The 15,159-nt window shown below is 38.1% G+C and carries 14 protein-coding genes and 1 pseudogene; 7 read left to right on the top strand and 8 right to left on the bottom strand.

The features are described from left to right. Nucleotides 1–268: 268 nt before the first annotated feature. Nucleotides 269–718, top strand: coding sequence for an isoprenylcysteine carboxylmethyltransferase family protein (locus J8L73_RS15440; RefSeq protein WP_211001646.1), 450 nt, complete (start codon nucleotides 269–271; stop codon nucleotides 716–718). Between the two features lie 76 nt (nucleotides 719–794). Here the strand turns inward: J8L73_RS15440 and queC are convergent, their stop codons facing one another. Next, nucleotides 795–1,451: a 7-cyano-7-deazaguanine synthase QueC gene (gene queC / locus J8L73_RS15435; RefSeq protein WP_058548123.1), complete on the bottom strand. Its 657-nt coding sequence runs from the start codon at nucleotides 1,449–1,451 to the stop codon at nucleotides 795–797. 144 nt (nucleotides 1,452–1,595) lie between these two features. Between queC and queE the strand changes: the two genes are divergently transcribed. Next, a complete protein-coding gene (queE, locus tag J8L73_RS15430; RefSeq protein ID WP_211018438.1) occupies nucleotides 1,596–2,261 on the top strand; it encodes a 7-carboxy-7-deazaguanine synthase QueE in 666 nt (221 codons plus the stop codon). Between the two features lie 252 nt (nucleotides 2,262–2,513). Here queE and J8L73_RS15425 read toward each other — a convergent pair whose 3' ends face one another. From J8L73_RS15425 to J8L73_RS15410, 4 genes and pseudogenes are all read right to left on the bottom strand, one after another. Then, nucleotides 2,514–3,386, bottom strand: a complete 873-nt coding sequence (locus J8L73_RS15425; protein WP_211018387.1) for a hypothetical protein — start codon at nucleotides 3,384–3,386, stop codon at nucleotides 2,514–2,516. 230 nt (nucleotides 3,387–3,616) lie between these two features. Next, nucleotides 3,617–3,922, bottom strand: a complete 306-nt coding sequence (locus tag J8L73_RS15420) for a hypothetical protein (protein ID WP_211018385.1) — start codon at nucleotides 3,920–3,922, stop codon at nucleotides 3,617–3,619. Nucleotides 3,923–4,115: 193 nt separating this feature from the next. Then, a pseudogene (bcp, locus tag J8L73_RS15415) lies at nucleotides 4,116–4,600 on the bottom strand (thioredoxin-dependent thiol peroxidase). Between the two features lie 104 nt (nucleotides 4,601–4,704). After that, nucleotides 4,705–6,603 carry a hypothetical protein gene (locus tag J8L73_RS15410; RefSeq protein WP_211018383.1) on the bottom strand — a complete coding sequence of 633 codons (1,899 nt, stop codon included), beginning with the start codon at nucleotides 6,601–6,603 and terminating at the stop codon, nucleotides 4,705–4,707. 621 nt (nucleotides 6,604–7,224) lie between these two features. On the opposite strand from J8L73_RS15410, the gene J8L73_RS15405 reads away from it, so the two are divergent. Further along, nucleotides 7,225–7,743, top strand: coding sequence for a GNAT family N-acetyltransferase (locus J8L73_RS15405; RefSeq protein ID WP_211018382.1), 519 nt, complete (start codon nucleotides 7,225–7,227; stop codon nucleotides 7,741–7,743). Between the two features lie 223 nt (nucleotides 7,744–7,966). Here the strand turns inward: J8L73_RS15405 and bcp (J8L73_RS15400) are convergent, their stop codons facing one another. Then, the gene (gene bcp, locus J8L73_RS15400; RefSeq protein WP_058548127.1) at nucleotides 7,967–8,446 is read right to left on the bottom strand and encodes a thioredoxin-dependent thiol peroxidase; all 480 of its coding nucleotides are present in this window, start codon (nucleotides 8,444–8,446) and stop codon (nucleotides 7,967–7,969) included. Between the two features lie 10 nt (nucleotides 8,447–8,456). Continuing rightward, nucleotides 8,457–8,993, bottom strand: a complete 537-nt coding sequence (locus J8L73_RS15395; protein WP_058548128.1) for an ACT domain-containing protein — start codon at nucleotides 8,991–8,993, stop codon at nucleotides 8,457–8,459. Nucleotides 8,994–9,352: 359 nt separating this feature from the next. Here J8L73_RS15395 and bamC point away from each other — a divergent pair, with 359 nt between their 5' ends. Together bamC and J8L73_RS15385 are read left to right on the top strand one after the other, a co-directional pair. Next, entirely contained in the window at nucleotides 9,353–10,414 is a 1,062-nt protein-coding gene (gene bamC / locus J8L73_RS15390; protein ID WP_211018380.1) for an outer membrane protein assembly factor BamC, read from the top strand. 67 nt (nucleotides 10,415–10,481) lie between these two features. Further along, nucleotides 10,482–11,852, top strand: coding sequence for a YjiH family protein (locus J8L73_RS15385; protein ID WP_211018378.1), 1,371 nt, complete (start codon nucleotides 10,482–10,484; stop codon nucleotides 11,850–11,852). 129 nt (nucleotides 11,853–11,981) lie between these two features. On the opposite strand, the gene J8L73_RS15380 is transcribed toward J8L73_RS15385, so the two are convergent. Further along, nucleotides 11,982–12,518 carry an acyloxyacyl hydrolase gene (locus J8L73_RS15380; RefSeq protein WP_211001654.1) on the bottom strand — a complete coding sequence of 179 codons (537 nt, stop codon included), beginning with the start codon at nucleotides 12,516–12,518 and terminating at the stop codon, nucleotides 11,982–11,984. Nucleotides 12,519–12,759: 241 nt separating this feature from the next. Here J8L73_RS15380 and J8L73_RS15375 point away from each other — a divergent pair, with 241 nt between their 5' ends. After that, entirely contained in the window at nucleotides 12,760–13,353 is a 594-nt protein-coding gene (locus J8L73_RS15375; RefSeq protein WP_211018377.1) for an ABC transporter substrate-binding protein, read from the top strand. A gap of 230 nt (nucleotides 13,354–13,583) precedes the next feature. Next, complete coding sequence (locus J8L73_RS15370; protein ID WP_211001656.1) at nucleotides 13,584–14,921, top strand: ankyrin repeat domain-containing protein; 1,338 nt, start codon at nucleotides 13,584–13,586, stop codon at nucleotides 14,919–14,921. Nucleotides 14,922–15,159: the final 238 nt, after the last annotated feature.

The following is a 15,159-nucleotide window of genomic DNA, read 5'->3' as shown; positions in this document are numbered from 1 at the left end:
ATTTATACACTTAAGGTGTTGTTAAATGGTTAAATGGTTAAATGGTTAAATGGTTAAATGGTTAAATGGTTAAAGAGTCACCATTAAAGTAATTAACTTGAACGGTGAATAATAAATCTATTTCTAGCAGCTATTTTGAGCGTTAATTGCATTGAGTTTACTTGCAGCAGGCTAGTTATTGACGCGTCGATTCGCCTTGTTTTCACTGAAAACCTCTTAACCAGCGTTAAGGTTAATTACATTTTTATAAATAATACAGTGAGTTGCTATGTTAAATAATAAAATCCCTCCGGTTATTGTTGTGCTATTTTTTGCAGGTATTATGGCGTTAATTGCGCACTATAGTGTTATTGATTTTACTGCGTTTATTACCTATTTAGCAGCAAGTCTGGTAATCATTGGCTGTGTTTTTTGTATTGCAGGGGTGGTGAGTATTAAACTTGCGCGCACGACGGTAAACCCCAATAAGCCTGAGCAAGCATCAAAACTCGTAACCAGTGGTATTTATAAAATTTCACGCAACCCTATGTATGTTGGCTTTGCGTTTATTTTAGCAGGGTGGGGTATATGGCTGAGTTCGCTATGGGCGCTTTTATGTATTATTGGCTTTGTTGTGTATTTAACGCTTTTTCAAATAATTCCCGAGGAGCGAGCGCTTACTAAATTATTTGGTGAAGAATTTACTGAATATAAAAACAAGGTTAAACGTTGGCTTTAACTTTCAGCAATAACAAAAAAGGCTATCGTGATGATAGCCTTTTTTCGTTTAGCGCTAAAGTGTTAATAAATTAGCGTTATTCGTATTCAAGTGGGTCGGTAACGTTATTCAGTTTAAAAGCTTCTAAACGTTCTTGGCAAGCGCCACATTTACCACAGGCTTTTTCACGGCCGTTGTAACAGGTCCATGTTTGGCTGTAGTCTAAGCCCATTTTTATACCGTCAGTTAAAATATCAATTTTGGTATTATTTAAGTACGGGCTAAAAATTTCCACTGCATCGTAGTTTGCAATACGACATACATCATCCATTTTTTGCACAAATTCAGGACGGCAATCGGGGTAAATAGCATGATCACCAGAATGAGCACCATAATAAACCTGACTTGCTTTAAGTGATACCGCGTAACCAACTGCAAGTGAGAGCAAAATCATATTACGATTTGGCACAATCGTGCTCTTCATACTCTCTTCTTCGTAATGGCCTTCAGGGACTTCAATATCGTCCGTAAGTGATGAGCCACCGATAAGTTGGTTAATTGCCGAAATATCCACAATTTTATGCGGAACGTTAAGCTTTTCACATACTTGTGCAGCCACTTTAAGCTCTTTTACATGACGCTGACCATAGTCAAATGAGAGGGCATATACATCATGGCCTTGTTGCAGGGCTTTATTTAATACGGTAAATGAGTCCATACCGCCGGAATAAATAACAACTACTTTTTGCGTCATATCTGTTTTGCTCTTAGTTTTAATAGAGGTTTATATCAGGGCGCGATATACTACACGGCCGCAGCTTAAATAACAATTTTTGCACAGCGCTTTTTCGTCTTTAATAGTAGCAATTTTGCTACTAGGTAGTAAGTGAGATCTCTTTTGTACAAAATTAATGAAGTGTTTGAAACCATCCAAGGTGAAGCAAGTTTTACTGGCACACCCTCAATATTTTTGCGCCTGCAAGGCTGCCCTGTAGGTTGCTCTTGGTGTGATACTAAACAAACCTGGGATGTAGACAACGTATATAAAGTATCTCTTGATGAAACCGTAGAAAAAAAGGCCGACTCAGATCACTGGGCCGATGCCAGCGCAGAGCAAGTGCTCGAACTATTTAAATCACGTGGTTATACCGCAAAGCATGTTGTAATTACCGGTGGCGAGCCATGCATGTTCGATTTAAACCCTGTATGTAATTTATTACACGAACACGGTTTTAGCACACAAATAGAAACCAGCGGCACGTTTGAAATACTCGCCCCTGAGCAAACCTGGGTCACGGTATCACCAAAAATCAATATGCGCGGCGGTTATGAAGTACTTACCAGCGCAATGAAACGTGCAGACGAGATAAAACACCCCGTTGCTATGCAAAAGCACGTAGAAGAGCTAGAAGCGTTATTTGCTAAAACAGGTGTTAATCCAAAGCTTGTTTACTTACAGCCAATTAGCCAAAAAGTATCAGCAACTAAACTCGCAATCGACACCTGTATTGCCAAAAACTGGCGCTTATCAATACAAGTACATAAATATTTAGGAATTAGTTAAAGCGCAAGAGCAGCTGTAAGTGAATAGCGATAAGCTGCTCGGCGTTAATTCGTAGGTTGGGTTGAGTGAAACGAAACCCAACGAACTTCCAAAACCCACACCCCCAATAATCCCGTATTTTTTGAAAACGTAGGTCGGATAAGCGAAGCGCCATCCGACGCAGTAATATATTTGAGTTTCGGTGAATATAAACAGCTAACTAATTATGATGTATGAAGTCAAGATTTGACCCCTCTGGCTTTTAAAAGAAAGCTAAGGGTTTGTCATTGTTCTTACCTCTGAGCGTGTAGGCGCCCCTAATGCTTCAAAGTTTTCTACCTTAACGTCAGAACCAAAAATATTTGTAAGCATTCCTTTATAATCAGCGGAGGTATGTTCAAAGTTTAGGGTGTATAAGGGCTTTAATTGATCTCTACTAATATTTCGCTCATCAGCCACTTTCAATAATCTTTGACCTATGTCCAAGAAACCTGACTCATCCATACTTCCCACAACATCATCCCCAATTTTAAAAACGGAAGTTTGAGGGGCTTCTTCAAAGAACAACTTACGACGCATGGAATTATCTATACTCTGCTGTTCTGATGCTTGAGCATCCTTAAGAGTATTAATTTCGTTAGATACAAAAGATTTATAAGATTTATTATTGTATAGCTCAAAAACTTCTGCATTCGTAGGCCCTTTTCCTAGTGAAAATACTTCAACACTACCATTACTAGGATACTTTTCCTCAACTAAACGCTTTAAGGATTGTGGATCGCCTTTAGACTCTGAGAGGATAGTTTCTATCCCGCTCCTTCCAGAAAATGAGCCATCGTGATTTAAGTAACCCATAACTTGGCCATCTACTTCGACTATCGCAGCGACATCCGCGTTACTCCCTTTTTCTTTGTAGAGCTTTTCAAGGTTTTCTATAGAGTTACTTAAAGCTCGAAAGTCAGTTTTAGAGATTAATTCTTCACTGCTAGATGATTTATGAATATTTTGCTCTGTAATTTTATAAATAATGTTTGTTGAGTTTTTTAAATTTGGGCCGTTAGATTCATTCTTATTTAGGGTAGTTCCTTCACTTTTTTGAGGAATATATTGGTTGAAAGCACTGTTATTAGGGGAAGTGATTTGCATAGTCTTATCCTTTAATGTATGTCCACTTAAAGCCTATTAGAGGTGCGATGAGTAGCTTACTAATAGCTTAATTAAATTTAGCAAAAAGTGGGCCAAACAGGAGAAATTCACATTATTCAAATGGTTGAGTTATAAATTCACATGTTTAACATAGTAGCTTTAATTAGAGTAGAGAAATAAAATTTCCTAAATTAGCGGCAAGATTTAACCGCTTTAGAGAAAGGCATGAGCTATTGCTCAACCATTGATCTAGCGAACATTTTTTTCATAGGCTGTAGTAAATAAGCCATTAAGGTTTGCGTTCCTGTTTTAATATGAACCTCGGCAGGCATACCTGGAAGTAGCTTAAGACCATTTTTCGTTAATAAATGTTGGCTTTCTGGTTTTACTGATATTCTGACTAAATAGTATTGCCGCTCAGCTCTCTCATTTTCAAGTCTATCTGCAGAAATGTTTTCAACTGTACCATCAATTATTAATGTATCTGCATTTTTAAATGTACTAAACCTTAAGTCGACGTGCTGCCCTAATGACAAACGGCTGATCTCAAGAAACTAAAGGGGTCAAATCTTGACTCCATACATCAAAATCATTGCCTACCTACTTATCCCTCAATCATGCTTTCACTTAACCAAAATATTTAATAACTAGCATAAAAAAGCGTTGCTCTTGAGCAACGCTTTTCTGTATTTGTCTAATAGCTGGTAGCTAACTTACCCAACCACAACCTTACTCTGCCGCTAAGTAATCCAAAACCACTTGATGATGACCTTTGGTTTTAAACTTATCAAATAAGTGTTTAATTTTACCGTCTTGGCCTACTAAAAACGTTAGGCGGTGAATACCATCGTACTCTTTACCCATGAACTTTTTGTAGCCCCATACACCAAATGCTTCTGCAATGGCGTGGTCTTTATCGGCTAACAGGTCAAAATTAAGCTCTTTTTTAGTTTCGAAGTTTTTAAGGCGCTTAATTGGGTCTGGGCTAATACCTACAACCCGGGTGTTAAATTTAGCAAGCTGTGCTTGCTCATCGCGTAGGTTTTCGGCTTGTACCGTACAACCCGGTGTTGACGCTTTAGGGTAAAAGTACACAAGCACTTGTTGCTCTTTTAACAGCTCACTTAATGTTACTGTTTCGTCGTTTTGGATTTGTAGGTTAAAGCAAGTGCAGTATCGCCAGCTTGTGTGGTGAATAGGGCCAGGTTTTGCATTTTGTCTTTATGTAATTAGTTGGCAAAAAATAATACCTGACCCCGATAGTTCCTCGTGAGATTAAATTTGTTTATAAGTAAGAATGGATGTCCAAGTTGTTATGTTATTCAACAATATCTAATGAGGCTCCTTCTGGCCTTATATATTCTTCAAACTCTGGCGCTGGCTCCATCAATAACCGGGCATTAATCACTTTCATTATATCCATTTCATCTTCCATCAAGTATCCAGGATTCGGCTTAACTGCATATGCTGTTGTCGTAGCAAAGGTAATTGAGGCATCAGTATCGGTAATACTTTTTACAAAACGATAAGCTTGTTCAACATCAAATACTAAAGGTAGTGTAGGTACGTGCCATCTTTCTCTGACTGGAAACCAAGCGTGTTTAAGAACTTTTTTACCACTATAACTTGTCCAAGGTTTGTTAATCATATCTGGTAATGTGTATTCTTCGTATGCCCATGAATTAACCGGCGCGCCTGTAGCAATAGGAGTAACATGTCCGTGGGTAAAGTCTTGATATGTATTTAAGGGCTCATGCAAAATAACTTTATATTCTGTATCGTTATTGTCATCGAGTCCGTCAGAATCCACCAAAATCGGACTACCATTTTGTTTAAAATAGTTTTTTCCTTGGTTGGCCGTTACAATAGAGCTGGGATCAGTCCTTTTAATCATATTAATGAAATCTTGTAGTTTTCCATCGTCGTTAATATTTGAGGTTGTATCTAACCAGTAACCATCTGCTAGATCTTTAAAACGTTCAACAAATCCTTGTATAAGATTTTCATAAGCCAAATATTCATTGCCAGCGAACTCAGTTGTATAATATGACTGCCATGCTGCTTTAACTTCATCACTTGCATTACCAACATAGTTTGTTGATATATATAGAATTACTTTTTTATCTGCATTTTTAAATGTCTGTAATACGTCGAGAATAATCTGTTCATTTTGGAGAGTAGGTACTAAGGTTTCATGAATTTCATTTGCAATATCCACATTACTATTTTGTCTTAACGTAAAATAATGAGAATGGGCAAAATACGATAAATTTGAAATGATATGCCCGACTGTCGGTAATTCATCCACAATTTCTTGCGCGCCAGCTCTGTAGTTATAATTATTAGCCACTTCACTATCAAGTCTCTCACCACCAAACACTGGATACGTTATTCCCCAAGATCCAGCCAACCATTGTGTACTATTCATTGATGGCACATTGGGATTTTCAATAGAGAAAGAGAACTGAATGTCACTTATTCCCCATACGCGCCCTGCATATCTATCACCCGCACCAGTAATAGTAAAACTATCTACAGCGTCAAGTGTAAATGTTTGGGAACCATCAAAAGTGCCAGAATCTAGCTCGGTTCCAAATCCTCTAATATGGTTATGACCATAACCGGCGTTAGTTTCCATCACATTAATCTTTGAAAAGCCGTTAAATAACACTCGGTAATCGCTAAGTGATACGTCAATGTTTTCTACGCTAAAGCGCAAACTCTGCCCTTCGCTAATCCCATCACCACTGTCACCATCAATATCCCAAACACTTTTATCTGCATCAGCCCAATAACTAACGGTTGATGAACTTCCTAATGCAGTGACTGATGATTCACCTGTTGATTCACTATAAATGAATGTAGAGCCCGAAAAAGCTTCAACTCTGACATCGAAGGTTAAGGTATCTTTGTCTCCATCATGATTAAAATCGTTACCGCGCCAGCTAATATTATATATAAGATTTTTGCCATCACTTGACTGTGAGCAACTAAGCTCACTTGAAACCAGTGTATTAACCTCAAACCCGTCATCAATACTCAGCGCTTGTTCTGACAAGGATTCAATGCAGGCTTGCGCACTCAAGGTGAATCTAGGTTCACTGAGATAACCTTGAGTATCAGGGCCAACAGTTTCTGCTACAGAACTCCCCGCATGACAACAAAGAATAAATAAAAACAGTAATAATGGTAATTTAGTTAAAGGGCTCGAAGTCACGTTTTGTTTCCTTAACAAGGGTGAAAATATTTTAAAATTTAAACATCGTAATAACGCAGCGGCGCTGACTGTGAGATAGTTTTTTGCAAGGTTACTTCGTTGGTTTAATGAGCAAAATGGTCAATATTAAACTCTGAGAACAGCCTGGCTACATTTAAAGTTAACATTTTCATAACACTACCACTTGCACTTCAAATATGGAACACTGCCGCACATATTAAAATATTCAATATAAACATTTGTTTAACTGAACTTATTTAAATTGTTTACCATGTAGTTCTGTATAGGAGATATTAGAATTAATTTGTTGGTTCAAATAACGGTATACGGCTCAGCTCCCGAGGGTATAAAAAGCCAAAGGGTCAAATATTAAAAGCTAAAGGGCCAAATCTTGACTTCATACATCAAATTATTATTCGCTCATTTACCCCTTGATCATACTTTGATTTAACCATAGCATTTAATAATCACCATAAAAAACGTTGCCTTAGAATAATACTTTTCTGTATATTTTTAATATTTCAAATGTTATTCAGCCGTTAAATAAGTTTAAGGTTATTTAATGGTGATCTTTAGTTTTAAACTTATAACTATAAAATTAATACTCACAAGGAAGAACACTTGCATATCCAAATTGCAGAACACATTAAACTGGCTCCTTTAGTGGAAGGCGATGCTGCGGGCATTTTAAAGACTGTTAATTTAAGTCGGGCAAGTTTAGGTGAATTTTTGCCTTGGGTAGAAGGGGTAAACAATATTGAATCAGCTAAAAAGTACATACTCGACAGAGTAAACAGCGGGCTTAATGGTTCGCGGTGGTTTAAAATTTATTATAAAGATAATCTGAGTGGTGTTTTTGCAGTTAAGTTTATTTGTCCTGATTTGAATATAGCGGAACTTGGTTACTGGTTAACTAGTGATGTACAAGGCAATGGTATTATCGGTCAAGTAATCGCAAGAGTGCCAAGCATACTCAAAAATACAAGCGCTAAAGTCATTGAGTTTAGATGCTTAGAACAAAATGTAGCTAGCATTAAAATTGCTTTAAAATCAGGTGCAAGTTTAGTTGATACTATTCCAAACTTTGTAGCGGTTGATAATACACGACAACAACTTAATATATACCAAGTGGCTTTATAAATAACCCTGAATACCAGACTCCCCAGTAATAACTTTATCTATTTAATTACTTTTTTATCAATTTCTCCCGCAATTATAACAATTGTTAGTTGGGAGCTTATAGCTAGAAATAAAGCGCAAATGTATAGGCATAAAAAAGCGTTGCTCTTGAGCAACGCTTTTCTGTGTTTGTCTAATAGCTGGTAGCTAATTTACCCAACCACTAGCTTATTCTGCTATGAGCTTATTCAGCCGCTAAGTAATCCAACACCACTTGATGATGATCTTTGGTTTTAAACTTATCAAATAAGTGTTTAATTTTACCGTCTTGGCCTACTAAAAACGTTAGGCGGTGAATACCATCGTACTCTTTACCCATGAACTTTTTGTAGCCCCATACGCCAAAAGCTTCTGCAATGGCGTGATCTTCATCGGCTAGTAAATCAAAATTAAGCTCTTTTTTAGTTTCAAAGTTTTTAAGGCGCTTAATTGGATCTGGGCTAATACCTACAACGCGGGTGTTAAATTTAGCAAGCTCTGCTTGTTGGTCACGTAAGTTTTCGGCTTGAACCGTACAACCCGGTGTTGATGCTTTTGGGTAAAAGTACACAAGTACCTGTTGCTCTTTTAGCAGCTCGCTTAATGTGACTGTTTCGTCGTTTTGGTTTTGTAGGCTAAAAGCGGGTGCGGTATCACCGGCTTGTAGTGGGCTAATTTTGTTCATGCTTTGCTCCTTAGCGAATACGTTTAAAAATATAATCTACGTTAAGTGTGTGAGAAAGGTTTTCAAAACTAATTTTAAATTGGTCAATGTCTACATCAACCGGAATATTAAATTCAATTTCACAGCGCATTTTAGTATCTACTTCTTCATCGTATGTATCTGACTTTAAAGAGCAAATGCTAATGTTGTTGTCGGCAAAGTAGCGCGTTACTTTACTCAATGTACCAGGGGTGTCTATCCCTGTATATTCGAGCGTGTAACCGGCGCAAAATTCACTTTCGGTGTGGCGAGTCGTGCTGCGCTTCATCATGGTCAGTAGGCCCAGTTCCATGCCTTTAGTTGGTAAGGTGTGCTCTATGCGGCTAATGGCCGACATGTCGCCGCTTAGCAGCATGGTAAAGGTAAACTCGCTGCCTAAAATGGCTATTCGGCTATCTACTATGTTGCAATGACAATCACTTACAAGTTGCGTAAGTTCACTTACAATTCCCGGCCTATCTTCGCCAATAGCGGTTAAAACAATTTGATGATTTGAAAATGCAGTCATGAAGTTTAATACCTACGTTTTTTGAAATATAACAACCGAGTTGATATAGCCCGATGCACATACAATACGTTGCACGGCGGCGAAGTTTAACACAAAAAGTGCTCTAAACTACAATGCGGGCTAATTAAGCGCTTTTAAAGTGCGGTGTTTCTTGTTTTTACTGGCATGGGAAAGTACCATAGCTAAAATTTGCTTAATTGCGCTTAGATTTTTTCTAATTCAAAGTGCTGAACTTTATTGCAATTAGGCAGCCAAATAATAAATGTAAAGTTAATATTGATTTTACACTGAACCAAATCAGCATCACCCACTCATATACTTGTTAAAACAATTAAAGGGTATGCTAAGGAGAAATATCTGTGCAGTATTGGATCCCAAAAGCGCTTGCAGTAAGTGTATTGGTAAGTTTATCAGGGTGTAGTGTATTTATTAATGAAGCACATAATGAGCGTAATTACCGTACTCATGAGCCAGTAAAAGCACCTGAGTCGTTATCTCAACCAGCTCAAGACCCAGTTTATAAAATGGATGTAGGTCAATACGACAACAATCCAGAAGCAACAAATTATCGCCCACCAGCACAAGTGCTTACTATCGCTAAAGGTAGCTGGGTTGAAGAAGGTGATAAACAGGCGCGTATTTACTTTGATAAAAACGACGGCATTGTTGATTTAGACGAATTTCTTTGGGATACAATTAAATCAGTACTTGCTGAGAATAATGCAGCGGCTACAAAAGAAGACAAACTATTAGGCACAATTGAAACCGATTGGTACTCAATTATAAAAACCGAAGAGAGCTTTTGGTGGTGGGGCGATGAAGTAAATGATGATTTAGAAAAATTCAGATTTACTATTGAAGAAAAATCGCACCAACGTACTGCCTCTTTACGTGTAGAGCTTATAGACTTTAAAGGTGATAACACGTTAACTGATTTATTAAAACAGCAGTTAGAAGTACGTGCACTTAACCAAGTAGTGAGTGAGTTTGACTACCGCTACCGCCAACTTGAAGTTGATATGCGTCAACGCCAAGGTATTATTTCTCTAGAAATGGGCTTTGATAACAAAGGTAATGCAGCACTTGTTACTGAGCAATCGTACGATGCAGTGTTTGACAGATTTTCAGGGTTTTTAGAGCGTTTATCGTTCACAATTGTTGAAATTAACCAAGAAACGGGTTTAATCACCGCCGATTATAATGCGCCAGAAAGCAGTGTATGGGATTCTATTTGGGGCGACGAAGTTGCTCAGTTACCTATAGATGAAGGTCAGTACCAAATTTTAGTAAGTAAAACTAAAGAGGGAGGTACTAGCTTAACGTGGATGGATGACAAGGGGGAAACGCTTGAGCCAGGTACAATGAACGGTTTACAACAAGCGCTAGAAGCTGCACTTATTCAACGCGGTATTAAAATTTAAATAATAATAAATTTTTACTACAAAAAGAGCGCTCAGCTCTTTTTGTAGTTTTTATAGGTTAAAAAATATGTCTCAGTTACCTCATCGTTCACATTACACGTGGCGCACTTGGTTTACTTTTTTAGTACCGTCGTTAATTGGTGTGTTTTTATTTATGACACCGATTTCTACCTCTCAGGGAATGACCATTCCTATTGCCGTGATGGCTAAAGCTGTGCAAACCATGATGTTTGGTTCTGCTCAAGCTATTATTACTCTAATTATTTGTATTACAGGGGTTATTTCTGTAATTACTAAAGCGTTTAAGCCTGCCGCAATTTGTAACTCGCCCTTATTAAAACACTTGTTTGATGTGAGCTGGATGTGGCTGGCAGTGCGTTTATTTGGTATGGCATTTGTTTTAATGACTCACTTAAGCGTGGGTAGCGAAATGATTACTTCTGCTAATACAGGTGCGCTTGTATTAAACGATTTACTCCCTGTGTTGTTTTCGGTGTTTATTTTAGCGGGGTTATTATTACCATTATTAATTAACTTTGGCTTATTAGAGCTTGCTGGTACTTTGATGACTAAAGTGATGCGACCCGTATTTGGCGTACCAGGGCGAAGTGCTGTTGATTGCACTGCATCGTGGTTAGGTGATGGCAGTGTGGGCATTTTGATGACGGCTAGACAGTACGATCAAAAACACTACACGCAACGTGAAGCCGCAATTATAGGTACTACGTTTTCAGCGGTATCAATTACGTTTAGTTTAGTGGTACTAGGGCAAGTAAAGCTTGAGTACTTATTTGCGCCGTTTTATGCCACGGTATGTTTAGCAGGTATTGTGGCCGCTATTATTGTGCCGCGTTTACCGCCTCTTTGCTTTAAAAAAGATGTACTTATAGATGGCAGCGAGCCAAATAGAGATGCAGAAACTATCCCTAATAATAAAACCTTATTTGGTCACTCTCTTGATGTAGCGCTTGCCAAAGCAGATAACTCAACAGGCGTTAAAGGCACTGTGAAAGAGGGCGTGCATAATGCACTTGATATGGTATTTGGTGTATTGCCAGTCGTCATGGCTGTTGGTACATTTGCGTTAATTATTGCTGAGCATACGCCTATATTTCAGTATTTGGGTATGCCGTTTGTGCCATTTTTAGAGCTACTACAAGTACCCGAAGCCGCTGCTGCATCGCAAACTATTATGGTTGGCTTTGCTGATATGTTTATACCGTCAATATTAGCGGCGGGCACCATTGAAAGTGACGTAACGCGCTTTATTATTGCTGCTATGAGTGTAACTCAGCTTATTTATATGTCTGAGGTAGGTGCGCTTATTTTAGGTAGTAAAATACCGGTAAATATTTTTGAGCTGTTCGTTATATTTATTTTGCGAACGCTTATTACGCTGCCTGTCATTGCTTTAATGGCTCATTGGCTAGTGGGCTAGTGCCAAGGCAACAAGCAAGTACAATATTAAAAGAGCCCTGATTTACAGGGCTTTTTTATGACTGTAATTTTTATAGTATGTATATACGCCCCGTATTATAAAAACACAGGTAGTGCATTAGCTAAAGGATTAAAAGCGCCTAGCTACCGAAAGCGTTAAAAAGTTAAGGCCTGGATTTGGCTCTTTAAAACCAGCATTTGAGTAATGAATAACTCTCAGTGCGACATTAGTTTTACCGAAATCGGCGACAAGCCCTAAACGGTCTTCAAACTGGTAATGGGTGCTAATATTTTTACCCGCAAATTCAGTTTCATCAATAAGTGATACACCAATACCTGCTTCAACATAAAATGGGGTGTTGTTAAAGCTAAACGCCGGAAACTGCAGCACTGGTGACATAGCTAGCACAACATTAGACTGTGACTTATCGCCGTGGCGGTATTGCCACATGTTTATACTCGTTTCAAAATAAAACCGTGCGTCACCTACTAGGTTTTGCATACTAGGGGCATGGTATTGGTAGGCTAGTTTAACGCCATTTACGTTACCTTCTCCTTTGAGAAAATCAACCGCATAGCCATGTGCTGATTGAGCAGATGCACTCTTTGCAAATAGCGATACTACTAATATAAAAGAAATATAAAGTGTTTTAAGTGACGTTTTCATAGGTGCCAACTGTCTGTTTTAGAATATAAAATAAATAATAAGGGCGACCTGTTTACTATTTCAATGAGGACAAAATGCCGGTTGTATATGAGCTGTTAACCGCTTTGTGTTAACACACTGAATTATATGTTTTTATTTTATTGGTGCTAATTTGGCATTAATAAGTTGCCTATTTAATGCTTTTTTTACTGGGGTAGATCACGTAAATTACAGCCATCTTAATCACACAGACATAACACTCATGAAATTAATCAAGCTTTTACTTATAGCGACAGCGTTTATTAGCAGTTTGGCTTTTGCAAACCCACAAGAAGCACCAGATCGACTTCTTGAGTCGGTTGCAAATTCGTTATTTGCAGACATTGGTAAAGTAAATGCGCAAGGTAACGCGAGCAAAGCCGCAATGTCTAAAGTTGTTGAAGAGCGCTTAATGCCGCATATTGATGTTAAATTTGTGTCGTTTAAATTACTTGGCAAGCACATTAAAGGTATAGAGCGCGAACAAGCAGTGCGTTTTATTGATGCCGTTGATCATTATTTAACAGGTACGTATGCCGGTGCATTAATGAAATATACAGGGCAAAAGGTGGTATTTGAGCGTAACAATGCTAAAAGTGACTCTGAATATGCAACGGTAAATACACAAATTATTGAGCCAAATGCACCCACTATTGATTTAAGTTTTAAACTTCGCTTAGGTAAGAATAACGAATGGAAAGTATACGACATTGTTGCTGAAGGCATTTCGTTATTAAGCGCTAAACAAAAAGAGATCATCCAACGTATTTCTGAAGTAGGTTTGGAGCAAGTTATTAGCGAATTACAAAGCAAATAATTTGTTTGTCTGGCTCTGATTAAGTCCAACTCCAACCTTAAAAACGACCAATTACTTATGTACTTGGCCGTTTTTATATTTGTAAGTAAAGGATTGATGTTATTGAGCAACTTTAGGCTCGCAGCTAAATAAAGGTGTGCTAGAATATCGAGACTTTGATTAAGCGTGGTGTCAGCTAAAAACTGATATAACTTACCACCCCCAAGCCACACTGGAGTTGTGTTGTTTTAATGGAAAATGTACTGATTTGGCCAAAGGAATACCCATTACTTATTAAAGGACTTGTAGAACAAAACGGTGCCTTTATTTTAGATGCTTTGGAAGCTTGGCCTGCTTGTCGTTCTACAAATGAAGACGATGGTGTTTGCACTACCGTGTTGCCGCCTATTTATTACCTGGCATGGTTAACCCCGCTGGAACCATTTGAAGAATGTTATTTTCAACATATTTGCGAATATGATGAAGACGCTCAAGCTTATATTGGTGCGGTAAAAACCCATTATTACGATAATGAATACACCCCAGAAAGCTTAGCGCTTATGTTATTTCAGCGTCTTGAAAAGTACGCAAGTGTTGCTGCGCAAAGCGCCATTAATACACCACTTTCTTTAGTGGATTTATTATTTAGTAAACGCTATTTCACGCTTATTGAGCATGTGTTAAATCATAAAAGTAAACTCTCTGCAGAGGATGCTTTAGCTCTTTGGAAAGAAGTTGATTTTAGAGAGCGCTTAAGCGCCTTTATTCCAGAATCAATTGCTGATCTAGATAAACTGTCTGAGCTTGCTAGTGAAAAGGTGGCATCTGGTAAAGATTACTTCACTTTACTGACTCAAGTGTCGCCGGACGTTGATTCGGTTGTGCTACTTGAAAAAGCCTTACTTACTCATTTACGTAAAAAAACAGCTAAACAAACTATGGCTATGCGCTTTATTGAGCAAGGTGCAACAGGTGTACTGGCTGATGAAAACAATAAAACAGCTTTTATGTGGGCTGCTGAAAAAGGCTTTGTAAACGTAGTAGAAACCCTGCTTGCAAAGCAAGATAAAAAAGCAGTCGATAACTTAGGTAATACCGCATTACATTATGCTGTGATTGCTAAAAATGAGTCGTTGATGGTGCTATTAATTAAAGCCGGATACGATTTCAGAGCACGTAATAATGAAGGTTTAAGCTGTTACAGACTCGCGGTAAGTATTAAGGCTAATAATCTAGTTAAATGTTTAGAGCGCGATTTTGGTATTAAAGAGCTATCGCCAGAAGGGCAGTTTGACCGAATCAAAAAAGTTCACGTGTTGCACGCTGTGGTGACGTTATTATTCCCATTACAGTTGTTTTTCTTTTTTGATGAAGCTGCTACGATTAAAAGTGAATTAACACTTGGTTTAACCATGGTAGCTGTGATTTGTTTTTTCTTTGCGGCCAGTTTAAAGCGCTGCGCGTTATACCCGCACATCAAACACCCTTGGGGGCTGTTTGTATTAAGAGGCTTTTCGTTATTAAGCTTGGTGGCTCAAATTGGGCTTGCGAGTATAGTGGCCCTTGCTGCGTTAAGTGAGCTGGTTTAGTCACCTTTAAATAGTTAATAAAAACGCGCTTAAAGCAATTTAAGCGCGTTTTTTAATTTATGTAGCGTGATACCTTATAGGGTATTAATACCAACCCTAATAAATAGCTGATCTATTTTACTTGCTAAAACAACTCATTTCTTTGTTGTAATTTTCGTAAAGGGAACAACCATTTACATCAATTTACGCCTAAAACTGAATTGTTTTTTCGGCGTGAAATTTAGAACACACACTTAAT

This window comes from Pseudoalteromonas sp. MMG006 (assembly GCF_018101025.1).
Classification (GTDB): domain Bacteria; phylum Pseudomonadota; class Gammaproteobacteria; order Enterobacterales; family Alteromonadaceae; genus Pseudoalteromonas.
This window is presented reverse-complemented; position numbering and strand designations above follow the sequence as displayed.